The organism is Klebsiella sp. CN_Kp075 (assembly GCF_040065055.2).
Classification (GTDB): domain Bacteria; phylum Pseudomonadota; class Gammaproteobacteria; order Enterobacterales; family Enterobacteriaceae; genus Klebsiella; species Klebsiella aerogenes.
This window is the reverse complement of sequence record NZ_CM198050.1, coordinates 2805418-2828552: the sequence shown is the minus strand read 5'-3', so window position 1 is coordinate 2828552 and position 23135 is coordinate 2805418. Positions and strand designations below refer to the sequence as shown.

18 protein-coding genes are annotated in these 23135 nt (G+C 58.1%); 5 read left to right on the top strand and 13 right to left on the bottom strand.

The window, feature by feature from the left end:
* Positions 1–92: 92 nt before the first annotated feature.
* The 3 genes from ABLV78_RS13535 to ABLV78_RS13525 form a co-directional block, all read right to left on the bottom strand.
* On the bottom strand, positions 93–1709 hold the full coding sequence (locus ABLV78_RS13535) for a mechanosensitive ion channel family protein (protein ID WP_088389923.1): 1617 nt from the start codon (positions 1707–1709) through the stop codon (positions 93–95).
* A gap of 149 nt (positions 1710–1858) precedes the next feature.
* Entirely contained in the window at positions 1859–3511 is a 1653-nt protein-coding gene (gene fumA, locus ABLV78_RS13530; protein WP_088389924.1) for a class I fumarate hydratase FumA, read from the bottom strand.
* Positions 3512–3566: 55 nt separating this feature from the next.
* Complete coding sequence (locus ABLV78_RS13525) at positions 3567–5072, bottom strand: anion permease (protein ID WP_032707943.1); 1506 nt, start codon at positions 5070–5072, stop codon at positions 3567–3569.
* Positions 5073–5711: 639 nt separating this feature from the next.
* Between ABLV78_RS13525 and ABLV78_RS13520 the strand changes: the two genes are divergently transcribed.
* Entirely contained in the window at positions 5712–8489 is a 2778-nt protein-coding gene (locus ABLV78_RS13520; protein ID WP_047042876.1) for an NADH-dependent fumarate reductase, read from the top strand.
* Between the two features lie 62 nt (positions 8490–8551).
* Positions 8552–9502 (top strand): FAD:protein FMN transferase, encoded by a 951-nt coding sequence (locus ABLV78_RS13515; protein ID WP_045392351.1) that lies wholly within the window; start codon positions 8552–8554, stop codon positions 9500–9502.
* Here the strand turns inward: ABLV78_RS13515 and dcuR are convergent.
* Together dcuR and ABLV78_RS13505 are read right to left on the bottom strand one after the other, a co-directional pair.
* Positions 9483–10202: a two-component system response regulator DcuR gene (gene dcuR / locus ABLV78_RS13510; RefSeq protein ID WP_047042881.1), complete on the bottom strand. Its 720-nt coding sequence runs from the start codon at positions 10200–10202 to the stop codon at positions 9483–9485. The two genes, ABLV78_RS13515 and dcuR, sit on opposite strands and share 20 nt — an antisense overlap.
* A complete protein-coding gene (locus ABLV78_RS13505) occupies positions 10199–11815 on the bottom strand; it encodes a sensor histidine kinase (RefSeq protein ID WP_045392345.1) in 1617 nt (538 codons plus the stop codon). Before ABLV78_RS13505 ends, dcuR begins: the two co-directional genes overlap by 4 nt.
* Before the next feature lie 305 nt (positions 11816–12120).
* On the opposite strand from ABLV78_RS13505, the gene ABLV78_RS13500 reads away from it, so the two are divergent.
* The 3 genes from ABLV78_RS13500 to ABLV78_RS13490 all read left to right on the top strand — a co-directional run bounded on the left by ABLV78_RS13500 (position 12121) and on the right by ABLV78_RS13490 (position 16026).
* Positions 12121–13041 (top strand): N-acetylmuramic acid 6-phosphate etherase, encoded by a 921-nt coding sequence (locus tag ABLV78_RS13500; RefSeq protein WP_047042885.1) that lies wholly within the window; start codon positions 12121–12123, stop codon positions 13039–13041.
* A gap of 290 nt (positions 13042–13331) precedes the next feature.
* A complete protein-coding gene (mqo, locus tag ABLV78_RS13495; protein ID WP_242436987.1) occupies positions 13332–14942 on the top strand; it encodes a malate dehydrogenase (quinone) in 1611 nt (536 codons plus the stop codon).
* A gap of 157 nt (positions 14943–15099) precedes the next feature.
* Positions 15100–16026 carry a LysR family transcriptional regulator gene (locus ABLV78_RS13490; protein WP_045392340.1) on the top strand — a complete coding sequence of 309 codons (927 nt, stop codon included), beginning with the start codon at positions 15100–15102 and terminating at the stop codon, positions 16024–16026.
* Here ABLV78_RS13490 and mdcH read toward each other — a convergent pair.
* The 8 genes from mdcH to mdcA all read right to left on the bottom strand — a co-directional run bounded on the left by mdcH (position 16016) and on the right by mdcA (position 23075).
* A complete protein-coding gene (gene mdcH / locus ABLV78_RS13485; protein WP_047042888.1) occupies positions 16016–16918 on the bottom strand; it encodes a malonate decarboxylase subunit epsilon in 903 nt (300 codons plus the stop codon). The two genes, ABLV78_RS13490 and mdcH, sit on opposite strands and share 11 nt — an antisense overlap.
* Positions 16918–17535 carry a malonate decarboxylase holo-ACP synthase gene (locus tag ABLV78_RS13480; protein ID WP_047042891.1) on the bottom strand — a complete coding sequence of 206 codons (618 nt, stop codon included), beginning with the start codon at positions 17533–17535 and terminating at the stop codon, positions 16918–16920. Before ABLV78_RS13480 ends, mdcH begins: the two co-directional genes overlap by 1 nt.
* Positions 17536–17538: 3 nt before the next feature.
* Positions 17539–18498, bottom strand: a complete 960-nt coding sequence (locus ABLV78_RS13475; RefSeq protein WP_004148291.1) for an AEC family transporter — start codon at positions 18496–18498, stop codon at positions 17539–17541.
* Between the two features lie 136 nt (positions 18499–18634).
* Complete coding sequence (mdcE, locus tag ABLV78_RS13470) at positions 18635–19435, bottom strand: biotin-independent malonate decarboxylase subunit gamma (RefSeq protein ID WP_047042894.1); 801 nt, start codon at positions 19433–19435, stop codon at positions 18635–18637.
* Entirely contained in the window at positions 19435–20268 is an 834-nt protein-coding gene (locus tag ABLV78_RS13465) for a biotin-independent malonate decarboxylase subunit beta (RefSeq protein WP_012541866.1), read from the bottom strand. The genes mdcE and ABLV78_RS13465 overlap by 1 nt, the downstream gene beginning before the upstream one ends.
* Complete coding sequence (gene mdcC / locus ABLV78_RS13460) at positions 20261–20560, bottom strand: malonate decarboxylase acyl carrier protein (protein WP_008805033.1); 300 nt, start codon at positions 20558–20560, stop codon at positions 20261–20263. The genes ABLV78_RS13465 and mdcC overlap by 8 nt, the downstream gene beginning before the upstream one ends.
* Positions 20561–20577: 17 nt before the next feature.
* Positions 20578–21420: a triphosphoribosyl-dephospho-CoA synthase gene (locus ABLV78_RS13455; protein ID WP_047042900.1), complete on the bottom strand. Its 843-nt coding sequence runs from the start codon at positions 21418–21420 to the stop codon at positions 20578–20580.
* The gene (mdcA, locus tag ABLV78_RS13450; RefSeq protein ID WP_045388299.1) at positions 21420–23075 is read right to left on the bottom strand and encodes a malonate decarboxylase subunit alpha; all 1656 of its coding nucleotides are present in this window, start codon (positions 23073–23075) and stop codon (positions 21420–21422) included. The genes ABLV78_RS13455 and mdcA overlap by 1 nt, the downstream gene beginning before the upstream one ends.
* Between the last annotated feature and the right edge of the window lie 60 nt (positions 23076–23135).

Genomic DNA, 23135 nt, shown 5'->3' with positions numbered 1-23135 from the left:
CGGTAGCGCTACCGGGGATTTTGAGTTGTAGGCCGGATAAGCGCAGCGCCATCCGGCATTGCCTGATGACGCTGCGTCGGCGTGGGACGACGTTACCTGTCGCGCTCCTGCGGCGCGACCGCCGGGGCGGTATACCAATCCTCTTTGGCGACCACCACCGCGCTTTTCGGTTGCATGACAAAATTGGGCGACATAATCTGCACGCCAAATTCGTTAAATACATCGATAATGCTGCTGTGCAGCGCGTTGCGCCCCTCCGGCAGCGTCGTTTCCGGTAACAGCCGCACCTGCAGTTCATACGACGTATACCAGTCGAGCAATCCCAGTTTGCGAACCACCGGCGCCACCTGATGATCCACTCCCTGGGCGCGGTGGGCCGCCAGTTCCAGCATCGCCTGTACCTGCCGCCACGGCGTGTCGTAACCAATGGTCACGCCGGTGGTGAGGTTGATTCCCTGTTGCGGGTCGCTGGCGCTGAGATTGGTGATTTTACCGCTGACCACCACCGCGTTCGGCAGGGTGACAATATAGTTTTCGCGGGTCAGGATTTTGGTCGCCAGCATGCCGATCTCGCTGACCTGGCCTTCGTTATCGGCGATGCGGATCCAGTCGCCTTTATGCAGCGCGCGGGTATAAATCAGCACCAGGCCGCTCATGGCGTGATTCATCACCCCCGCTGAGCCCAGCGTCAACATCAGACCGAAGAACACGCTAATCCCCTTGAAGGCCAGAGAATTTGCGCCAGGCAGGAAAGGATAGGCGGCGGAGAGCGCAAAAAGCCAGATAACCACGGCGATAAGCTTTCGCGTGGCGCCGACGGTTTCCGGATGCAGACCGGGGATCTGCAGACGTCCGGCGGCGACCTGATCCAACACCACCTTCAGCAGGCGGATGATAAACCACGTAATCAGAAAGATAAGCAGTACGATCATCAATCCCGGCAGCGCCGACACGATGGACAGCGAAATATCGCGAATCACCCCTACCGACCACTCACCGAGCGACTCTCCCCATACCCGGGTCCAAGGAAACAGGCTGAATACCCAACTCAGCCAAACATAACCCGCCAGTACCCCAAGCAGTATGACCAGCAGCGCGTATAATCGGCTTTCAATGTTGCCGAGAAAACGCCGCCAGTTATGCGGGATCAGGCTGCGCTTTTCGAGGATCCGCAGATGGAAAAAGCGCCTCACTCGCCGCCACGAACGGAAAGCGAGATAGCAGGCCAGGGCGAGGAGCAACGCGCCGGCGGCGGATTTTAGCGCCGCCAGCAGCAGATAGCGGGTATTGTACTGTTCGCGCAGCGACGTCCGCTGCGCTTCCATACGGGCAAGAACGCGCTGCGCCGCCTGATCGAGGGTCAGATCGTCGCCTTCATCGAGGTCCGCCTGGCTGAGTAACATGATGGGTTTGCCATTCATCAGGAACAGCCGCCCCGGCTGGTTGTAGCGGGTGACAGGCACCACCTGTAGCGGCTGGCTGATATCGGCCTCGGTAAAGGCGCGTAGCGTATTGCGGATGCGCAGAACCCGCTCTTCCGGCGTGGTCTGGCCGAAGGTGGCCTGCAGCATGACGATCGGTTGATGGAAAATAGCGACGGTTCGCGCCTGCTCGCGAGCGGTGGGCAGCTGACGCGGTTCTGCCGCCGAAAGCGGGAAGGCCAGCCATAGCAGAAAACACGCCGTTAATAACGCCTGGATCCTGTTCATATGCGACACCGGAAAAGGGGGAATTATTGTTATTTTTCAGCTGGTCAAACTCTGAACGGCTGCTGGATTGAGCATAGTTCAGCGTCGGGTGAATTCAAGAGTAAAGGGGGAGAATACGCCCGACGATGAGCCGCCGGGCGTGGAGGGAATTAGCCGTGTTGTTTACAACCGGCGCACTGCTGATTTTGGATCTGTTGGAAGAAATCGTTACCTTTATCATCAACGAGAATAAAGGCCGGGAAATCTTCGACTTCGATTTTCCAGATAGCTTCCATTCCCAGCTCCGGATAAGCCACGCACTCGAGGCTCTTAATGCTCTGTTGGGCAAGGACTGCCGCCGGGCCGCCAATGCTACCGAGGTAGAAGCCGCCGTGTTTATGGCAGGCGTCGGTCACCTGCTGGCTGCGGTTGCCTTTGGCCAGCATCACCATGCTGGCGCCGTGCGATTGCAGCAGATCGACGTAGGAATCCATACGTCCCGCGGTGGTCGGGCCCAGGGAGCCGGAGGCGTAACCAGCCGGCGTTTTGGCCGGACCGGCGTAGTAGATCGGGTGATCTTTCACGTACTGCGGCAGCGCTTCGCCGTTATCGATAAGCTCTTTCAGTTTCGCGTGGGCAATGTCGCGGGCTACGATAATGGTGCCGTTAAGGCTCAGACGCGTGGAGACCGGGTGCGCCGACAGCTGTGCCAGGATTTCGCTCATCGGCTGGTTCAGGTTGATGCTAACCACATTGCCTTCGCCTTGCTGGCGCAGGTGTTCAGGAATGTATTTCCCCGGGTTGCTTTCCAGTTTTTCAATCCAGATGCCGTCGCGGTTGATTTTAGCTTTGATATTGCGGTCGGCGGAGCAGGAGACGCCCATGCCGATCGGGCACGAAGCGCCGTGGCGCGGCAGACGGATAACGCGAATATCGTGGGCGAAATATTTCCCGCCGAACTGCGCGCCGAGACCGAGATTTTGCGCTTCTTGCAGCAGCTCTTGCTCCAGCTGCACATCGCGGAAGGCCTGACCGTGCTCGTTGCCTGCGGTCGGCAGGTCGTCATAGTAGCGGGCGGAAGCCAGCTTAACGGTCTTCAGCGTGGCTTCCGCCGAGGTGCCGCCGATCACAAAAGCGATGTGGTAGGGCGGGCAGGCCGCGGTACCGAGGGTACGCATCTTCTCGACGAGATAGTTTTTCAGCTTCGCCGGGGTGATTAACGCTTTGGTTTCCTGGTACAGATAGGTTTTGTTGGCGGAACCGCCGCCTTTCGCCATGCACAGGAATTTATATTCATCGCCGTCGACGCTGTAGAGATCGATCTGCGCCGGAAGGTTGGTGCCGGTGTTGACCTCTTTATACATATCCAGCGGCGCATTCTGCGAGTAACGCAGGTTGTCTTCGGTATAGGTGTTATAGACGCCCTGCGCCAGCGCGGCTTCATCGCCGCCGCCGGTCCATACGCACTGGCCTTTTTTACCCATGATGATGGCGGTGCCGGTATCCTGGCAGGTTGGCAGCACGCCTTTGGCGGCAATTTCGGAATTACGCAGGAACTGCAGCGCGACGTATTTGTCGTTTTCGCTGGCCTGCGGGTCGAGCAGAATGGCCGCGACCTGCTGCTGATGCGAGACGCGCAGCATAAAAGCGGCATCGTGGAAGGCCTGTTGCGCCAGCAGGGTTAACGCCCGTGGTTCCACTTTCAATACTTCCTGACCATCGAATTCGGCGACGGAGACGTGCTCTTTGCTGAGCAAATAGTATTCGGTATCGTCATGCGCCATCGGGAACGGGTCTTGATAAACAAAGGGTTTCGTCGACATATTCACATACTCCATAAAGATAAAAACCGCCGGGGGAAGACCCGGCGGTTATGAATCAGAACATCATGGACATCCACGGATAGCCAATCAGCAGCAGGGCGGCCAGGAAGATGGCGCCGAAGATGGTGCCGAGGCGCCAGTAGTCTTTGGTCGGCAGATAGCCGCTGCCGTAGTAAATCGGGCTCGGACCGGTACCGTACGGGGTGATGATGCCCATCACGCCCAGCGAGGTCACCATCAGCAGGACGAAGACTTCCATATTCATTCCCGGGATAGTCGAAGCGATGGTCAGCATGGCCGGCAGCAGCGCGGTAGTGTGCGCGGTGGTACTGGCGAACAGGTAGTGCAGCAGATAGAACGCCAGCAGCAGGACGATGGTCGCAACGCCCGGAGAAATACCGCTCATCAGCGCGCCGCCTTCTTTACCCAACCAGGCGATGAAACCAGTGGAGGAGAGACCGTCAGCCAGCGCGACCAGCGTGGCGAACCAGACAAAGGTATTCCACGCCGCTTTGTTGTTGGTTATATCGCTCCAGGACAGCACGCCGGTCCACAGCATCAGCACGATAACCAGCAGGGCAGCCAGCGCCGGTTCAATCCAGTCGGCGGCGAAGATCCACATCATCAGCGCGAAGCAAACAAACACCAGCAGCAGGATTTCATTGCGCGACAGTTTGCCCAGTTTTTCCAGTTCACGAGCGGCCCAAAGCGGCACTTCGTTATTGATTTTTACTTCTGGCGGATAGAACCAGTACGCCAGCAGCGGCATGGCCAGAATCAACAGGATACCGAGCGGCAGGAAGGCGATAAACCAGGTCCCCCAGGAGATGTTGATACCAACGATGCTTTTTACCAGCGCCAGCGCCAGCAGGTTCGGCGCCAGCGCCGACAGGAACATAGAACTAGTGATACAGGCGGCGGTAATGGCTACCCACATCAGATAAGAGCCAATACGGCGTGCGCTCGGATCGTTAGGTTTAGAACCGTACAGCGGCGGCAGGTTAGCGATAATCGGGTAGATGGTCCCGCCGCTACGTGCGGTGTTGGACGGGGTAAACGGCGCCAGCAGCAGGTCAGCGAAGGTAATGGCGTAGCCCAGCGTCAGGCTGCGGCGGCCAAGATATTTTACCAGAATCAGCGCCAGACGGCGGCCGAACTGGGTTTTGTCATAGCCGGCGGCGAACATGAACGCGCCGAAGATAAGCCACACGGTAGAGTTGCCAAAGCCGCTGACCGCCCATTTAAATGACGCGCCGGCCAGCTTAAAGCTTGGCGCCGCCATCTGTTCCGGGCTGAACAGTAGCCACTGGCTACATAAAGCAATCACCACCACCCCGGTGATACCGATAACGGCGCCCGGCAGCGGTTCGAAGATAAGGCCGACGATGACGCCAACGAAGATAGCAAAATAGTGCCAGGCGAAAGGCGGTAAGCCGTCAGGCACCGGGACGAACAGCAGCAGTACGGCGACGATAATGGGCAATGCCATCATGATCAGACGTTTATACGCCGCGTTAGACGCGGCACCGGCAGGCGGTATGGTTGTCTTTTTCTCTTTCATAATGAGTATCTGCTAGTAGTTGAAAATACGGTTCCGTCTTCGCTTACAACGCTCGATTTTTTTAGTTGCGAAAGTTTCTTTAATTATTAATGGTCGAGATTGCTTATTGCTTAAACGGTTATTTAACGCGTTTTTCGCGGCGTTAAATTAAATTCATTGGGTATTTATATATTGCGCTTTCACGTTGCATTGCAATTGATCGAGATCAAAAAAAACAGGTGATCTGGATCTTTTTTTTCGTTTGGCAATAACCACATATGATGATGTGGTTATTATCCGCAAGAAACGTCAATTGTTAAGGGAACGCTTAAAAAATAATAAATGGCTAAAGCAATTAATTATTTAAGTTATTGAAATTACGTGTTTTATTTTTGTTTTGCGCGTTTTTCTAGCGTTAACAAAAGTGACCGAAATGTTATCATTCATTTGTATTATGTAAATGCGATATATAAATTTAATAATACAATAGAGGTATTGCTGTTATTGCAGGTATTAAATAGTTTTTTAACTAACGTAATTAATTTAGTAACTAAAAAACACGCTATATTATTGGCATGACAACAGGAATGAAAATAAACAATCAATAAAATTTCCGTCACCCAATTCTGAATTTCAATATTTAAAATCTGGAGTATTAATATGACCAGTAACGAACGAATTCTGCAGCCATTTACTTTACCGAATGGGACTGAACTGAAAAACCGTTTGCTAATGGCGCCAATGACCACCTGCACCGGTTATTTCGATGGTACCGTCACCAGCGAGCTCGTTGAATACTATCGCGCCCGCGCCGGCAGCATCGGGACTATCATCGTTGAATGCTGCTTTATTGATGATTATGGTCTGGCCTTCCCGGGCGCTATCGGCATCGATAACGATGAAAAAATCGCCGGGCTGGCGAAAATCGCCGAAGCGATTAAAGCGGAAGGCTCAAAAGCGATTTTGCAGATTTACCACGGCGGTCGCATGGTTGACCCGCAATTGATTGGCGGTCGCCAGCCGGTGGCGCCGAGCGCCATTGCCGCGCCGCGCGACGGCGCCGCTATGCCGCGCGCCCTCAGTGGTGAAGAAGTCGAAGGCATGATCGCCAAATTTGGCGACGGCGTACGCCGCGCGATTCTTGCCGGTTTCGACGGTGTCGAAATCCACGGCGCCAACACCTATCTTATCCAGCAGTTCTATTCGCCGAACTCTAACCAGCGTGACGACCAGTGGGGCGGCAGCCGCGATAACCGCGCCAGATTCCCGCTGGCGGTGCTGGACATCACGCATAAAATGGCCCGTCAGTACGCTGACGATGCCTTTATTATCGGCTATCGCTTCTCGCCGGAAGAGATGGAAGTCCCGGGGATCCGCTTCGACGACACCATGTATCTGTTGGAGAAACTGGCCGCCCGCGGCGTCGATTATCTGCATTTCTCAGTTGGCGCGACGCTGCGCCCGTCTATCGTTGATACCTGCGATCCGACGCCGCTGATTGAAAAATACTGCGCCATGCGTTCTGAAACGCTGGCGCAGGTGCCGGTGATGGGTGTCGGCGGAGTGGTTAACGCAGCCGACGCCGAACAGGGCCTCGATCACGGTTATGACCTGATGGCCGTCGGCCGCGCCTGCATCGCCTATCCGGACTGGGCTTCACGTATCGCCGCCGGCGAAGAGCTGGAACTCTTTATCGACAGCACCCAGCGCGAGGCGCTGCACATTCCGGAACCGCTGTGGCGTTTCTCGCTGGTCGAAGCGATGATCCGCGACATGAGCATGGGCGACGCGAAATTTAAACCGGGGATGTTTGTCGAAACCGTTCAGGACGATGCCAACGAACTGGTCATTAACGTCAGCCTCGAAAACGATCGCATTGCGGATATCGAGCTGGCCGCAAGCCCAGTACAGAGCGTTGAATTTACCACCAGCTTCGAAGAGATCCGCGAACGTATTCTGACCGCCAACACGCCGCACGTCGATGCTATCTCCGGCGCGACCAGCCAGAGCGAAGCGGTGAAAAAAGCGGTGTCCAAAGCGATGCTGAAATCCAGCAAAGCGCTGGCCGCGGAAGAGGGCGGCAACGATACCGCGCCGAAAAGCTATGACGTTGTGGTGGTGGGGAGCGGTGGCGCCGGTCTGGCTGCGGCGATTCAGGCCCACGACGAAGGCGCCAGCGTGCTGATCGTCGAAAAAATGCCGACTATTGGCGGCAACACCATCAAAGCTTCCGCCGGGATGAACGCCGCGGAAACCCGCTTCCAGCGCGTCAAAGGTATTCAGGACAGTAAAGAGTTGTTCTATCAGGAAACCCTGAAGGGCGGCCACAACAAAAACAACCCGCAGCTGCTGCGCCGTTTCGTTGAAAACGCGCCGCAAGCCATTGAATGGCTGGCGGACCGTGGGATTATGCTTAACGATATCACCACCACCGGCGGGATGAGTATCGACCGTACCCACCGTCCGCGCGACGGATCGGCGGTTGGCGGCTACCTGATTAGCGGTCTGGTGCGTAATATCACCAAACGCGGTATCGATGTGCTGCTGGATACCTCGGTAGAAGAGATCCTGATGCGCCACGACGAAGTGAGCGGCGTGCGTCTTATCAACGATGAACAAGAGGTCATCGAAGTGCAGGCCAAAAGTATTATCGTGGCGACCGGCGGCTTCAGCGCCAACAGCGCGATGGTGGTGAAATATCGTCCTGACCTCGAAGGCTTCGTGACCACCAACCATAAAGGGGCGACCGGTAGCGGTATCGCGCTGCTGGAACGTATTGGCGCCGGCACCGTGGACATGGGCGAAATTCAAATTCACCCGACCGTCGAGCAGCAGACCTCGTACCTGATTTCCGAATCGATTCGCGGCGGCGGCGCTATTCTCGTTAACCAGCAGGGGAACCGCTTCTTCAACGAGATGGAGACCCGCGATAAAGTGTCTGCGGCGATTATCGCGCTGCCGGAACACTATGCTTACATCGTCTTCGACGAGCATGTGCGGGCGAAAAACAAAGCCGCCGACGAGTATATCGCCAAAGGCTTCGTCACCAGCGCCAGCTCGCCGCGTGAACTGGCGGAGAAGCTGGGGATGGATTACCATGCGTTCCTCGCTACCCTGGAATGCTACAACGGCGCGGTGGAAAAACAGCACGATGAAGCGTTTGGCCGCACAACCGCGCTGCGCGCGCCGATTAACGAAGGCCCGTTCCACGCCATTCGTATTGCCCCAGGGGTGCACCATACTATGGGCGGCGTGACCATTAATACCGATGGCGAAGTGCTGAATGTGGCGCAGCAGCCAATTCGCGGCGCCTACGCCGCGGGTGAAGTGGTTGGCGGTATCCATGGCGGTAACCGCATCGGCGGTAACGCGGTCGCGGATATCATCATCTTCGGTACCCTCGCGGGCCATCAGGCGGCGAAACGTGCCAGAGGATAATAGGTAATTGCTGATGCCGGGCTGGCTTAGCCGCCCGGCTTATCCCTTCTAAGGAGAGCCCGATGTCCGATAACCGCGTCTATAGCTACTCCGCCGTGTTGATGGGCTCGCCCATCCTGCTCAAACTCTATTCCCACGATGAGGCGCTGGCCTCCCGCGTATTTCAGTTAATTAAACGCTACGAAGATCTGCTCACCGTTAACCGCGCGCAGTCGCAGGTGATGGATATCAACCATGCCGCCGGGCGTCATCCCGTTACCGTTAGCCGTCCGGTGTACCAGCTGATTAAGTGCGCTAAAGCCGCCAGTATGGTGCGTGACAGCGCCTTTAATCTGGCTATCGGCCCGCTGGTTAAACTGTGGCGCATTGGCTTTCAGGGGCATAGCGTGCCGTCGGCGGCGGATATTGCGGCGCGGCTGCCGTTAACCCGCCCGCAGGATGTCATTCTCGATGACGAAAAGCAGAGCGTGTGGCTGGCGCAGGCTGGAATGGAAATTGACCTTGGCGCAATCGCCAAAGGATATATCGCCGATCGGGTACGCGATTACCTGGGCCAGCAGGGGATCGAACAGGCGCTGATTAATCTCGGCGGCAATGTACATACGTTAGGGGAATGGGCGATTGGGCTGAAAAAACCCTTTGCCGCGGCGCAGGAACTTATCGGCTCGATTGCCGTTAGCGGGCAGTCGGTTGTCACTTCAGGCACCTATGAACGCTATTTCGAGCAGGATGGCAAACGCTGGCACCATATCCTCGATCCGCGCAGCGGCTATCCATTGGATAACGAACTCGACAGCGTCACGGTCATTTCCGCGGATTCACTGGACGGCGATATCTGGACCACGCTGCTGTATGGCCTTGGCGTGGAGAAGGGCTGCGCGGCGCTGCGCCAGCGGGACGACATTGAAGCGATTTTTGTCACCAAAAACCGCAACGTGATTCTATCGTCACCGCAGCGCATCCGCTTTCAGCTGCGCGACAGCGGCTACCAGATTACTGACTGTACTGCTTGAGCAGGCCGTACTGCTCGGCGACCAGGCGGTAGCGATACACCGGTCGGCCGGTCGCGCCGTAATGGATGGTCGTATAGAGAATATTGATCTGCGCGAGCCAGATCAGATATTTGCGGCAGGAGACGCGCGAGATATTCACCGCCGCCGCCAGCTCATCGGTAGAAAATTCCACATCAGGGTGGCTGTCAATCCACTGGCACAGCGTGCGTAGGGTTTGCGCCGTTAAGCCTTTCGGTAGCTTACGCGCGTCAGCCGCTTCCGGCGCGCCGCCGTGCAACAGACGATCGACATCCGCCTGCTCGTAATAGGGCTGGCCGGTCATCAGTTTGCGCTTTTCGCGCCATGCGGTCAGCGCCTCTTCAAAGCGCGGGAACTGGAAAGGTTTAATCAGATAATCCACCACGCCGTAGTGCATGGCGGTTTGAACGGTGGCGGCATCGGCGGCGGAGGTTATCATAATCACGTCGATGGCGCGGCCGCTGGCGCGAATGGTCGGCAGCAGATCCAGGCCGCTATCCTGCTGCATATAAACGTCCAGCAGTACTAAATCGATCGCCATCTGCGGGTCGTTAATCATCTCCTGGGCTTTGCCGAGCGTCGACGCGGTGCCGCAGCAGCTGAAACCGGGGATGCGCGCCACGTACAGGCGATTCAGCTCGGCAACCATCGCATCGTCGTCAACAATCAATACATTTATCACGCTTTTTTCCTTTTACTATCCCAGGGCAGGTGAACAAAAAATTGGGTAAATACGCCAGGCTCGGACTCAACGGCTAGCGTGCCGCCGAGTTCGTGGAGCTGCTGGTTGGCGAGAAACAGGCCGACGCCGCGATTCTCGCCTTTGGTGGAGAAGCCCTTATTAAAAATGGCGTCGATATTGGCCGCCGGGATCCCCGGGCCGTCGTCGCTGACTTCACCGCTTAGCCAGCCATCCTGATAGTGCAATAGCAGGCTCACTTCACCTTCCGCCTGGCCGCTCATCGCATCCAGCGCATTTTCAATGAGATTACCTAATACCGTTACCAGCACGGTGACCTGTTTTTCATTCGGGCAATCCGGCACCAGGCTTTCTTCGGCGAGGTTCAAGGTGAAGCCTCGCTCTTTGGCGCGCTGGATTTTACCAATCAGGAAGCCGGCGACCACCGGCGATTTTATCCGGTGCTGAATTTCGCCGATGTCGGCCTGATAGGCATGGGCGGTTTGCAGCACATATTCTTCCAGCTTGTCATAGCTTTTCATATTCAGCAGGCCGAGGATCACGTGCAGCTTGTTCATAAATTCGTGCGAAGTGGTGCGCAGGGCATCGACGTAGCTCATCATGCCATCCAGCCGTTGCACCAGTTGGCTCATCTCGGTTTTATCGCGGAAGGTGCTGATGGCGCCAACGATGGCGTTCTGGCTGCGCACCGGGACGGTATTGCTAATCAGCAACAAGCCATTACAGCCGAGCGCGCGGTCATAGATGGGCTCGCCGCTGCGCAGAACTTCCTGCAGGTCCGCCAGCAGCGGGGTGCGATCGATGCTTTTATCGGGCCCGCTAAGTAACATGCCGCGGGCGGCCGGGTTAATTAGCGTGACCTGGCCGCTGCTATCCACAGCGATCACGCCTTCTTTGAGCGAGTGCAGCATCGCCTGACGCTGTTGGAACTGGGTAGAGATATCCTGCGGCTCCAGCCCCAGCAAAATACGCTTCAAGCCGCGCACCAGGCTCCAGGTGCCGATTGCGCAGACCAGCGCGCTGAACAGAATGGTCAGCAGGACGTCCCAGCGGCTATTGGCGATCTGTTCGTCGACTTTACTCAGCGAAATCCCCACCACCACCACGCCTATCTGTTGATGCTGTTCATTGAATACCGGGGTGAACACGCGCAGCGCCGGCGCCAGTACGCCGTGGTTAATCGCCACGTTTTCGCGCCCGGCGAGCGTCGGGCGGATATCCTCGCCGATAAACGGTTTACCGATGATGGCGCTATCCGGATGCGAATAGCGGATACCGCGCATGTCGGTCACAATCGCGTAAAGCAGATCGTTACGTCGGGTAATGGCCTGCGCCAGCGGCTGAATAATATTGCTCTGCGGCGGCTCGCTGAGGCCGCGCTTCACCTGCGGCATATCGGCCATGGTGCGCGCCACCGCCAGCGCCGTCTCTTTTAAGCCGTCGCGGGTGGCGTTGCTGATCTGCATAAACCATAGCGCGTAGACCAGCAGCAGCACCGCGCCGATAACGCTGCCAATCATCAGCGTGACGGCGGTACTTAATTTCAGGCTGCGGGCGCGCTTACGTGCGGGCGGCTGTAGCTCGGCTTCCTTCATGACAACCCCGGTCAATTCGTTGAACGATCATTATCGCCGATAGGGCGGCTTTCATAAAGCCGTGTAATAACAGTAAAACCGGCTTACCGGATATCCGCTGCCTGACATGCGTAGCCCTCATGCTCGGATAACGCGCAATCGCGCCGCGATTAGGTGTCGAGTGAACAAACTGTGACCCCCGTGGCGGTAAAGCCGTGGATGAAGGCTTTACACTGGCCGCATCAATCAAATAGCCGTGATGAATGAATGGATATGTCATTGCTATTGATGTAGCCGCAGTGAGTTCGGTTTTAAATGGAGGTTTTATGAGCAGTAAGCCAACCGCATCAATGCTGGAACGACGCCACCCGCAAACGCGCCATATCGATACGCTCGCCACCCTCGATATGCTGACCCTGCTGCAGCAGGATAACAAACAGATAGCCATCGCCATCGATGCCTGCCTGCCGCAGATTACCCGGCTGGTGGATAACGCCGCGGCGACCCTGAGCCGGGGAGGACGGCTGGTGATCATTGGCGCCGGGGCATCCGGGCAGGCGGCGTTGCAAACGGTTAATGACTATTCCCCTGAAGCCAATCACTCACTGGTGGCGATTATCGCCGGCGGCGAAGAGAGCTCGCTGCAGGCGGCCGAGATGGCGGCTAATGATTATGACGCGGGCGTGCGCGATTTGCAGCTACATGCCTTCAGCGCCAACGATATGCTGTTGGCTCTTTCCGTCAGCGGCAAAACACCGTGGGTATGGGGAGCCATGCGTCACGCCTGGTCGCTGGGAGCGCCGATTGCGCTACTGACGCAGCTAAGCGACAGCGAGGCTGCGCAGCTGGCGGATATTATTATTGCGCCGCAGACCGGGCCGGAGGCGGTAGCCGGTTATGGCAACCCGAAAGCGCAACTGGCGCAGCGGCAGATCCTCACCCTGTTAACTACCGGCCTGGCGGTACGCAGCGGCAAGGTGTACGGCAACCTGCGCGTAGACCTCCAGGCAACCAGCCCGCGTTGGGAGGAGCGGCAAATCGCCATGGTGATGGCCGCCACAGAGTGTACGCGCGCGCAAGCCAAAGCCGCGCTGGCCAGTTGCAATCAGCATTGTCGGACGGCGATTCTGATGCTGATGACGGGGCTTGATGCCTGGCAGGCGCGGGATCTGCTAAGCGAAAACAACAACCATCTGCGTATCGCTTTGGGTGAAGCGCAAGAGAAAACGCCATGTAACGTCAATTAATTTCCTCGCCGCGCCGGTTTGTTAAATAACTAAATAAACCGGCGCTATATTTCTTATCGCCTGAATAATCCTGCTTTTTTTGCCGCAATTTTCACAATAACCGCCAGTGAAATAAATAAACTGCTTTTTTAAGTTAAAAAACTGTTTGCATTAAAATATCGAAGTGTAAATGATATTTTAAAATAAAGTAAAAGTGCGTTAATATGACGGCTCTTATTACACTTTTGCTACGCGATATTTCTATTATGCCTGCAATTAAAAAAACGATTATATCTATGACCGCATTAGCGATGTTCGTCAGTACGGCGACCTACGCGAATGGCGATACCTCGAAAAAAACTGATTTTCTGCTGATCGGCGGCGGCATCATGAGCGCTTCGCTGGGCACCTGGCTGCAGGAACTGCAGCCGGAGTGGAAACAGGTGATGGTGGAGAAACTCGACGGCGTCGCGCTGGAGTCCTCTAACGGCTGGAATAACGCCGGTACCGGTCACTCGGCAAATATGGAACTGAACTACACGCCGCAGCGTGCAGACGGTTCTATTGATGTCAGTAAAGCGCTGGATATCAATGAACAGTTTATGATTTCGCGCCAGTTCTGGTCGGCGCAGGTCAAACGCGGTATTTTGCACGACCCGCACTCGTTTATTAATTCCACGCCGCATATGAGTTTCGTGTGGGGCGATAATGTTGATTATCTGCAAAAGCGTTATAACGCGCTGCAGCAGACTACCTTATTCCAGGGAATGAAATTCTCCACCGATCACGCGCAAATTAAACAGTGGGCGCCGTTGGTCATGGAAGGACGCGATCCGCAGCAAAAAGTGGCCGCCACCTGGACGCCGGTCGGTACCGACGTGAACTACGGTGAAATCACCCGTCAGCTGATCGGCAGCCTGAAAAAGAGCAGCAATTTCTCGCTGCAGACCTCTTCTGAAGTCACCGATTTCAAACGCAATGCCGACAACTCCTGGCACGTGACGATTAAGAACGTGAAGAGCGGTGAAGAGCAGGCTATCGACGCCAAATATGTCTTCATCGGCGCCGGCGGCGGCGCGCTGAAGCTGCTGCAGAAAACCGGCATTCCGGAAGCGGACAACTATGCGGGCTTCCCGGTAGGCGGCTCGTTCCTGATGACCGAAAACCCGGAGCTGACTAAACTGCACCAGCAGAAAGTCTATGGTCAGGCCTCGGTTGGCGCGCCGCCGATGTCGGTACCGCACCTGGATGCTCGTTACCTCGATGGCAAGCGCGTGGTGCTGTTCGGACCATTCGCCACCTTCTCCACCAAGTTCCTGAAAAACGGTTCGTTCTTCGATCTGCTGAGCACCACCACCACCAGCAACGTACTGCCGATGACCCACGTTGGCCTCGACAACTTCGATCTGGTGAAGTACCTGATTAGCCAGGTTATGCTCAGCGATGATGACCGCTTTGCGGCGCTGAAAGAGTACTACCCGAACGCGCGCAAAGAAGACTGGAAACTGATTCAGGCCGGTCAGCGCGTGCAGATCATCAAAAAAGACGCGGAGAAGGGCGGCGTTCTGAAGCTCGGTACCGAAGTGGTGGTCGATCAGCAGAAAACGATTTCTGCGCTGCTCGGCGCATCGCCAGGTGCTTCCACCGCCGCGCCGATCACCCTGAACGTTCTCAAGCAGATGTTCCCGCAGCAGTTTAACTCGCCGGAATGGCAGAGCCGCATTCGCGCCATCGTGCCGAGCTACGGCGAGAAGTTAAACGGTAACGTGGCGCTGACCCAGCAGGTTTGGGATGACACCGCCGCGACGCTGCAGTTGACTAAGCCTCCGGTCATTCAGATGCCAGAGTCCGCGCCGACCGCGACCGCCAAACCGGCAGAGACGCCGCGCGAAGCCTCGCCGCAGCACGATATGGCGCTGTAACGACGCATCCAGGCAGTGAATAAAAGGGAAGACCATGGTCTTCCCTTTTTTGCGTTATTTACCGGCTGACGCCGCGCGCTGCCTGCAACTTTGGCCTCATAAAAGATATACTGGTTTGAATTGAAACAGAAAATTAAACCAGGAGTGTGGAAGGGCTATGAAAGACGATATCAACCAGGAGATCACCTTCCGCAAGCTGTCGGTCTTTATGATGTTTATGGCGAAGGGCAATATCGCCAGAACCGCCGAAGCCATGAAGCTCAGCAGCGTTAGCGTTCACCGCGCACTGCATACGCTCGAAGAGGGGGTCGGCTGCCCGCTGTTTGTCCACAAAGGGCGTAACCTGCTGCCGCTGCAGGCGGCGTGGACGCTGCTCGAATACTGCCAGGATGTGATGAGTCTGATGAGCCGCGGGCTTGAGGCGACGCGCAAAGTCGCCGGCGTTGGTCAGGGGCGGTTGCGCATTGGTACTCTCTATTCGCTGACGCTGGAAACCGTTCCGCGCATCATTATGGGGATGAAGCTGCGTCGCCCGGAGCTTGAACTGGATCTGACGATGGGCTCCAACCAGATGCTGCTGGATATGCTGGAAGACGATGCCCTTGACGCTATTTTAATCGCCACCAATGAAGGCGAGTACAATAATTCGGCCTTCGACGTGGTGCCGCTGTTTGAAGATGATATCTTCCTCGCCGCGCCGGCGACGGAACAGCTGGATACCTCGCAGCTCGCCGACCTGCGCGATTACGCCGATCGCAAGTTTGTCTCGCTGGCGGAAGGGTTTGCGACTTATGCCGGGTTTCAGGAGGCTTTTCAGGTAGCCGGTTTTGAGCCGGAAATTGTGACCAGGGTGAATGATATCTTTTCGATGATAAGCCTGGTGCAGGCGGGCGTGGGCTTCGCGCTGCTGCCGGGTCGCATGAAGAAAGTCTATGAAAACGATGTGCAGCTGTTAAAGCTGGCGGAACCCTATCAGATGCGCCAGCTGATCTCTATCGTCTATTCACACCATCGCGAGCGCGATGCCGACCTGCTGGCGTTGGCGGCGGAAGGGCGCATGTACGCCCGCAGTATTAATCGCTAAGCCGCTTTGCAAGATGGCGGGCGACGTCTACGCCGCTGCGCTCCAGCGCAATGGTCTCGCCGCGCCAGCCCGCCTGGCGGGTCAGGCAGGTGAGCACGCCGCCGGGCGGCATCTCGATTGCCAGTCTCGCGTCGCGTTCATCGGCGGCGATCATCGCCTCCTGCCAATGTACGGTGCGCGCCATGTTCATCGCCAGATCGTCGGCGATCCGCTGCGGATCCCACAGTACGCGCGCCGTCGAGCCGCTTAAATAGGCGCGCTGAGGGCGCGTTAAGGTGACCTCGGCGAAGGCTTTTGCGAGGGCGACGGCCGGTTTATCCAACAGCGCGCAGTGCGACGGCACGCTGACCGCCAGCCGTTGGGCTTTACTGGCACCAGCCTGCAGCGCCAGCTGCGCCACCTCGGCCATGGCGTCATCACGCCCGGCGATCACGATCTGCGTTTCGGCGTTCAGATTGGCGAGATACACCTCGTGGCCCTGCATCAGCGCCTCAATCCGCGGGCGTGTCAGCCCCATAATCGCCGTCAGCCCGTAACCTTCGGGATAAGCCTGCTCCATTAAATCGCCGCGCAGCGCCACCAGCCGCAGCGCGCTGGCGAAATCGAGTGCGCCGGCAATCACTGCAGCCGGAAACGCGCCGATGGACAGACCGCTGACCATCTGCGGATCCACGCCCTGACGCTGTAGCTCGCGCGCCCAGGCCACCCCGGCGATCAGCAGACAAAGCTGGACCGCACGGGTATGCTTTAGCGCATCGGCGCTATCGAGAGTATCGACTTCATCCCCCAGCACGGCGCGCGCCTGGGTGAGGATAGCCTCGCGATCGGGGATTGCCGCCAGCATTGCGGGGCGCTGGCCGCCCTGACCGGGAAAAGTAAATAAAATCTTCATCATTCCTCCCTGTGCCACGGCGTCGCGGTTAAGCGCGCGCCACGGGATGTTTTCAGCAGCGCGCGGCCATCGCGCAGCCACTCATTAAGGGCGAAGGCGCCGTAGGGGGTTTCTACCTGGGTATCGGCGCGGCACGGTAGTTGGGCCACCCGGGCCTGCCATTCCAGCAAGGCCTCACGGTCCAGCGGCTGCGGCGCGCGGATCAGCAGATCCAGATCGCTTGCCGCATGCAGCACCGGGATTTCGGTTGCCAGCGCGTAGCCGGTACTGCCGGTGACGCCCCAGCCCCAGGGCCAGCGGTGTAAGGTGAGGGCGATAGCCGCCTGGACCGGCGGCTGCGAGACAAACGGCGAGCAGAGTAATGCTTCGCGCTCGACAAGCATCTCCGGGGTGACGCTGCGCACGATATTGTGCGCCTGTACCCAGCCGGCGGCGCGCTGCTCGCGCTTCATGCCCCGCACTCCAACCGGGATGCGGGCCTGGTCGTCAACGTCGCGCCTCACCACCACCGGCAGCGCGGCTCGCCACTGCTGAGCCACCCACGGCTCGGCAATGTCTTCCAGAGCGCTGGCGTGGTTTAACCAAACTAAATCGTGGGGACGCGGCGTTGATGACATGGTTTACAGTCCTGAAGTCAAAGAGATAAACAGCGGTAGCGACAGGATACACAGAACCGAGCTTAACAGCAGCACGGCTTCAGCATCCGGAGACTGCACGCCGAAGCGGTTGCCGAAGACCACGCCGAAGAAGCCGGCGGCCAGCGCAATCATCAGGATCGCGGTAATGGCGATAGAGCCGTGCAGACCAAGTAACATCACCAGGCCCCAGGCAATAAACGGCTGTACCAGCAGTTTCACGATGGTTGAGGTAGCGATCAGCGCATTGAGCTGCAGTTTACGTGCCGACAGGATCACCCCGGTGAGGAACAGCGCGGCGGCGGTGGCGGCCAGGCCCAGCGGTTTGATCGACGCCAGCAGCAGGTCCGGCATTTTAATGCCGATAGCAGAAAGCACCACCCCAAGCAGCGGGCCCCAGACGATCGGTTTTTTCACCGAACGCCACATCAGCACCGGCAGCATCGCCAGCGTAGAACCGCTGTTTTCACCCGCGGCGCGGGCTTTTTCACGCTCCAGAATCAGCAGGCAGAACGGGGTCATCAGCACCGAGCCGCAGGCGATAGAAACCGCCACCGACAGCGAGGTTGACGCGCCTTCACCCAGCACGCTGCCGAGGATCGGCAGACCCAGCGCGGCATAGTTTGGCAGGGCGACGGTGAGGGTCAGCACCGCGGCATCCTGCGGCGTACGTTTGAACACGCTGGTGGCGAGGAAGTAGATTGCGGCATAGGTGATCCACATCGCGCCGGTCAGCACCAGCACCAGTGGCGACTGGGCGACGATACCGGCCCACGGCGTTTGTACCGTCGCGCTAAACAGCGTGGCGGGTAAGGCAAAATCCATTACAAAAATATTAAGCAGCGAGACGTTTTTGTTATCTACCATCCCGGCCTTTCCGGCCCAGAAACCCAGCAGCATAATGACGAAAATGGGCGCGAGAGCATGAATAATCACATAAGTCATAAATCACCTGTAAATAAAATAGAGTACTGGCGCGATTGTTATTTTTTCTAAAAGCCGTCCCTTCCCGGAGCGTTTATTCCGCGCTCCGGGAGACTGCTTCCGGCAGGTTTTCTTCTACTACTTACGTACGAACGTCTTACCAGCTGGCGCGCATGCGATCGCGAACCAGTTGTGAGCTGCGGCGGTTTTCCGCGCCCAGGCGGCACTTCAGTGAGGTATCGGTGCGCGCGTCAGCGATGGCGTCGCGCAGGGTACGGCTGACCAGCGACAGATCGCCTTCGTCTGGCGCATCCGGATGGTTGATATCGAGCAGGGCGGAGAGCAGGCCGAGCGTAGCGTAGTTGCTGACGTCGTAGGCCATCGGCGGGATCGTCGCCGCCAGTTTCTCCAGCGCTTCTACGGTACGCAGCGTAATACGCGCCGCCGATTCTTTACCCATCGCGTGAACCAGCACGCCGCTATCGTTAAAGGCGATCAGGCGGTTGGCCTGATAGCCGTGGGCCAGAAACGCCCCGGACATCGCTTTTCCGACAATCAGGCCAATCACCGGGTGGCCGGCAAGACGGGCTTTGGCGTAGGCGCCTGCCGCCCCGGCCAGGGCCAGGTGGATGCCAAAGGCTTCTTCGCGGCGGCCATAGGCCTGGCTCGGGACATCAATTACCGCGACGATCGGCCGTTTGACAGGCCGATCGGCGTCGGCGGCGATGGTTTCGTTGACCACTTTCGCCAGCGTCCAGCCTTCCAGCAGTCCGACTTCGCCGCCGGCGGCGCGCGGGTAGTGGTTGTTAGCGTCAGGCACCACGGCGATAAAGCGGACGTTTTCGCCATCAATCTGGCCATCTGCGACCTGCACTGAAGGGCACAGACCACTCATCAGCGGCGCGTTGGGCGCCAGTTTGTTCAGCCATAGCGCGGCGCGGTTTGGGAACTGACTCATTATTTATCCTCCCGGGCAAAAAGCTGTTTAATCTGCGCGGTATCCGCCTGCTGGCGGGTATCGAATTGGCTCAAGCGACGCAGATAATCGTCATAGTTGTCGCTGCGGTGTTGTGCCGGTACACCTTTGGCGATCGCCTCATTCATTGCGGTTTTAACGGCGTTAACGCCATCGTTAACTAGCGCGTCGACCAAGCCGCTGGCGGCGCGAATTTCGCCGCCGGTCATGCTCCAGATAAACGGACGGTTACGGGAGTCGTACTCTTCAATTCCGGCTTCCTGCTCGATAACCTGCGGGCCGTTGAGGCCGAGACGGGCTTCACGGGTGACGATAAGGTAGCTGCACAGCGCCGCGGCGATGGACATGCCGCCGAAGCAGCCGACGGTACCGGTAATAATGCCGACCACCGGGGTGTAGCGGCGCAGGTCGACAATCGCGGCATGAATATCGGCGATGGCGGCCAGACCGAGGTTGGCCTCCTGCAGACGTACGCCGCCGGTTTCGAGGCACAGTACCGCCTGCGTCGGGATACCGTTGCGGTTATCTTCCGCCGCCAGCTCCAGTGCGGCGGCCATTTTGGCGCCGGAGACTTCGCCCATGCTGCCGCCCTGGAAGGTGCCTTCGATGGCAATTACCACCGCAGGTTGGCCGTTGATAGTGCCTTTGGCGACCACCATACCGTCGTCGGACTGCGGGACGATGCCCTGCGCGCCGAGCCACGGCGACATAATGCCTTCAAACGGATCCAGCAGTTCGCGGTAGCTGCCGTCGTCCAGCAGGGCGTGGGCGCGTTCGCGAGCGCGCAGTTCAATAAAGCTGCGATCGTTACGCATGAGCAGCCTCCTCAAATACTTGTTCAATACGAATACGGGCGACGCCCGGCGTGGCGCCGAAGTCGTGGATAATCAACTGCCCGGCGGGCAGACCGTTGATCAGGTTCAACCTGTCGAACAGCGCCTGCCAGCGCGCCTGGCTGTTATCCACTGAGGTGGTGATTTGTACGTTGAGCGTGGCGCCCTGTGCGGCGGTATAAAGCACTTCCATATCGCCTGAACCTACGACCCCTGCCAATGCTTTGCCGCTGAGGGCGCGGTTGGCAGGAAATGACAATGTAATCTGTTCCATAACATCCTCTGAATGCGTTAGCCGGAAACCCGGTCGAGAAACAGGGTGGCGGCAAGGAGATCGGCCGCACCACCCGGCGAGGCGTTTTGCGCCAGCATCTGCGCATCGAGGCGCGCCAGCGCGGCGCGACCGGCGACGCTGGCGCAACCGCCCGCCGCCAGAACCTCACGGGCGCCTTGCTGCATGGCGTGCAGGCCGTTCATGCCGGCCCGCGACAGCACGCAGGTATCGCTCAGCGAGGTCATGATGGCCATCAGCGCGTCGAGGCGCGCCTGCGGCTCGCTGGCGCCTCGCGCCCGGCTTTGCTGCAGTTGCGGCAGCGCCAGGGCGGTAACATGCGGAAATCCGCGCTGCGCTTCCTCGCGTGCCCCCGGCACCTGCCAGCGACGGCTGGCGCGCAGCCCTTTACTAAAGCTTTTCGGCGCGAAGCCGTCAGGCAGGCGGGCGAGGGAGGCGGCAGCGGCGGCGATCGCCTGTGATTGACCCTCTCCACCCAACATCGCCACCGCGCTGACCAGCAGGCCCAGCGCCCAGATAGCGCCGCGGTGGGTGTTAACTCCACCCGTCGCCATCATCATCTGCGCTTCACCTTCGCGACCGAGGCGGCCGACGGTTTCGCGCAGGGCGATATCCGCCGGACGCTGCCAGCTTTGCTGCGCCAGCGCGTGAAACGTCGGCTGTAGGCTACGGGCGGAGCGTTCCATCAGGTCCAGATTGAGATCCTGATGCGCGCCGTTGCCGCGACTATCGACCAGACCCGGTTTCGGGCTCAGACGGGCTTCGTCAATCAGACACGCGCTGGCGGTATGCGCCAGCCAGCTGACGCGGCTTTCTGCGTGTAGGGGGGAGAGTTTTTTCATTACCAGCTCCGGAATTTTGCCGGTGGGTTATACAGTCCGTCGGACCATTCCACCAGCTCGGCGACGCTGCCGGCGGCCAGTAGTGAGCGGGTGGCATCGCTGCGGCGAATGCCGATATCTTCCGGGTACACCACTTTGCCGCTCTGGCGCAGCGCGGCGACGCGTTTGGCGTCCACGCCGAGGCCAATATCGGTGATCCCGGCCACCGCGGCGACCATCGCCCGGCGCTCTTCAAGGCTTTCCGCCCGGTACAGGTAAGCGATACCCTCTTCGGTCAGCACGTGGGTCACGTCATCGCCGTAAATCATCACCGGCGCCAGCGGCATGCCGGAAGTTTTGGCGACCTCGACCGCATCGAGCGTTTCAACGAAGGTCGGTTTCACGCCGGCCTGGAAGGTTTCGACCATCTGCACCACCAGTTTTTTACCGCGCTGCATCGGGTCTGGTTCAGTGATCATATTGAGCCAGGCCGGGGTGGCGTGGCGGCGACCGTGCGGGTCGTGGCCCATGTTCGGCGCGCCGCCGAAGCCGGAAAGGCGGCCGCGGGTGACGGTGGAGGAGTTGGCCAGACCATCAACCTGCAGGGTCGAACCGATAAACATATCTACCGCGTACTGACCTGCCAGCTGGCAGAAGGCGCGGTTAGAACGCATCGACCCGTCCGGGCCGGTAAAGAAGATATCCGGGCGGGCGCGGATGTACTCTTCCATCCCCAGTTCGCCGCCGAAGCAGTGCACGCTCTCCACCCAGCCGCTCTCGATGGCCGGGATTAAGGTAGGGTGCGGGTTCAGCGTCCAGTGTTTACAGATTTTGCCTTTCAGGCCGAGCTGTTCGCCGTAGGTGGGCAGCAGCAGCTCGATGGCGGCGGTATTAAAACCGATACCGTGGTTAAGCGACTGCACCTGATGCTCCGCGTAGATGCCTTTAATCGCCATCATCGCCATCAGAATGTGTTCTTGCTTAATCAGACGCGGGTCGCGGGTGAACAGCGGTTCAATAAAGAACGGTTTGTCGGCGACCACCACGTAATCGATCCACGAGCCGGGAATATCGACGCGCGGCAGATCGCATTCGTCGTCCACCAGTTCGTTGACCTGGGCTATCACAATGCCGTCGTGGAAGGCGGCGGCTTCTACCAGCGCCGGGGTATCTTCGGTACTCGGTCCGGTATACAGGTTGCCTTTACGGTCAGCTTTATAGCCGGCGATCAGCGCGACGTTTGGCGACAGATCGACATACAGGCGGGAGTAGAGTTCGATATAGGTGTGGATGGCGCCGATTTCGAGCAGACCATCTTCCAGCAGCTGCGAGATGCGCAAGCTTTGCGTGCCGGAGAAAGAGAAATCCAGTTTACGGGCAATGCCTTTTTCAAACAGGTCCAGATGCTCGCTGCGCCCGACGCTTGGCATAATCATATGCAGGTCGTGGATTTTCTGCGGATTGACCTCGGCGAGCATGCGGGAGAGGAAATCAGCCTGTTTCTGGTTGTTACCTTCCAGTACTACCCGGTCGCCAGGGGCGAGCAGATTTTCCAGTACGCTGACCAGTTGGTCAGTGGGGATGACTTTGCCGGCAATCTTCGTTTCGGCCAGCCGCCGCTGTTTTTCCGTCCGGCGACGGTTCCAGACCCGTCCCGTCGTTTGTTCAGCATTCATTGTTAACCTCCTGATTCGACAAATCGTTTCGTTTGTCCTGGTGGAAGTTAGTGTGCGATG

What these genes read in the sequence shown, in the direction of transcription:
- mdcE (WP_047042894.1), bottom strand. Translation starts at nt 19,435, where the DNA reads ATGAGTCAGTTCCCAAACCGCGCCGCGCTATGGCTGAACAAACTGGCG.
- fumA (WP_088389924.1), bottom strand. Translation starts at nt 3,511, where the DNA reads ATGTCGACGAAACCCTTTGTTTATCAAGACCCGTTCCCGATGGCGCAT.
- mqo (WP_242436987.1), top strand. Translation starts at nt 13,332, where the DNA reads ATGTTCGTCAGTACGGCGACCTACGCGAATGGCGATACCTCGAAAAAA.
- ABLV78_RS13500 (WP_047042885.1), top strand. Translation starts at nt 12,121, where the DNA reads ATGAGCAGTAAGCCAACCGCATCAATGCTGGAACGACGCCACCCGCAA.
- ABLV78_RS13490 (WP_045392340.1), top strand. Translation starts at nt 15,100, where the DNA reads ATGAAAGACGATATCAACCAGGAGATCACCTTCCGCAAGCTGTCGGTC.
- ABLV78_RS13525 (WP_032707943.1), bottom strand. Translation starts at nt 5,072, where the DNA reads ATGAAAGAGAAAAAGACAACCATACCGCCTGCCGGTGCCGCGTCTAAC.
- mdcH (WP_047042888.1), bottom strand. Translation starts at nt 16,918, where the DNA reads ATGAAGATTTTATTTACTTTTCCCGGTCAGGGCGGCCAGCGCCCCGCA.
- mdcC (WP_008805033.1), bottom strand. Translation starts at nt 20,560, where the DNA reads ATGGAACAGATTACATTGTCATTTCCTGCCAACCGCGCCCTCAGCGGC.
- ABLV78_RS13515 (WP_045392351.1), top strand. Translation starts at nt 8,552, where the DNA reads ATGTCCGATAACCGCGTCTATAGCTACTCCGCCGTGTTGATGGGCTCG.
- ABLV78_RS13465 (WP_012541866.1), bottom strand. Translation starts at nt 20,268, where the DNA reads ATGCGTAACGATCGCAGCTTTATTGAACTGCGCGCTCGCGAACGCGCC.
- ABLV78_RS13535 (WP_088389923.1), bottom strand. Translation starts at nt 1,709, where the DNA reads ATGAACAGGATCCAGGCGTTATTAACGGCGTGTTTTCTGCTATGGCTG.
- ABLV78_RS13475 (WP_004148291.1), bottom strand. Translation starts at nt 18,498, where the DNA reads ATGACTTATGTGATTATTCATGCTCTCGCGCCCATTTTCGTCATTATG.
- ABLV78_RS13505 (WP_045392345.1), bottom strand. Translation starts at nt 11,815, where the DNA reads ATGAAGGAAGCCGAGCTACAGCCGCCCGCACGTAAGCGCGCCCGCAGC.
- mdcA (WP_045388299.1), bottom strand. Translation starts at nt 23,075, where the DNA reads ATGAATGCTGAACAAACGACGGGACGGGTCTGGAACCGTCGCCGGACG.
- ABLV78_RS13455 (WP_047042900.1), bottom strand. Translation starts at nt 21,420, where the DNA reads ATGAAAAAACTCTCCCCCCTACACGCAGAAAGCCGCGTCAGCTGGCTG.
- ABLV78_RS13480 (WP_047042891.1), bottom strand. Translation starts at nt 17,535, where the DNA reads ATGTCATCAACGCCGCGTCCCCACGATTTAGTTTGGTTAAACCACGCC.
- ABLV78_RS13520 (WP_047042876.1), top strand. Translation starts at nt 5,712, where the DNA reads ATGACCAGTAACGAACGAATTCTGCAGCCATTTACTTTACCGAATGGG.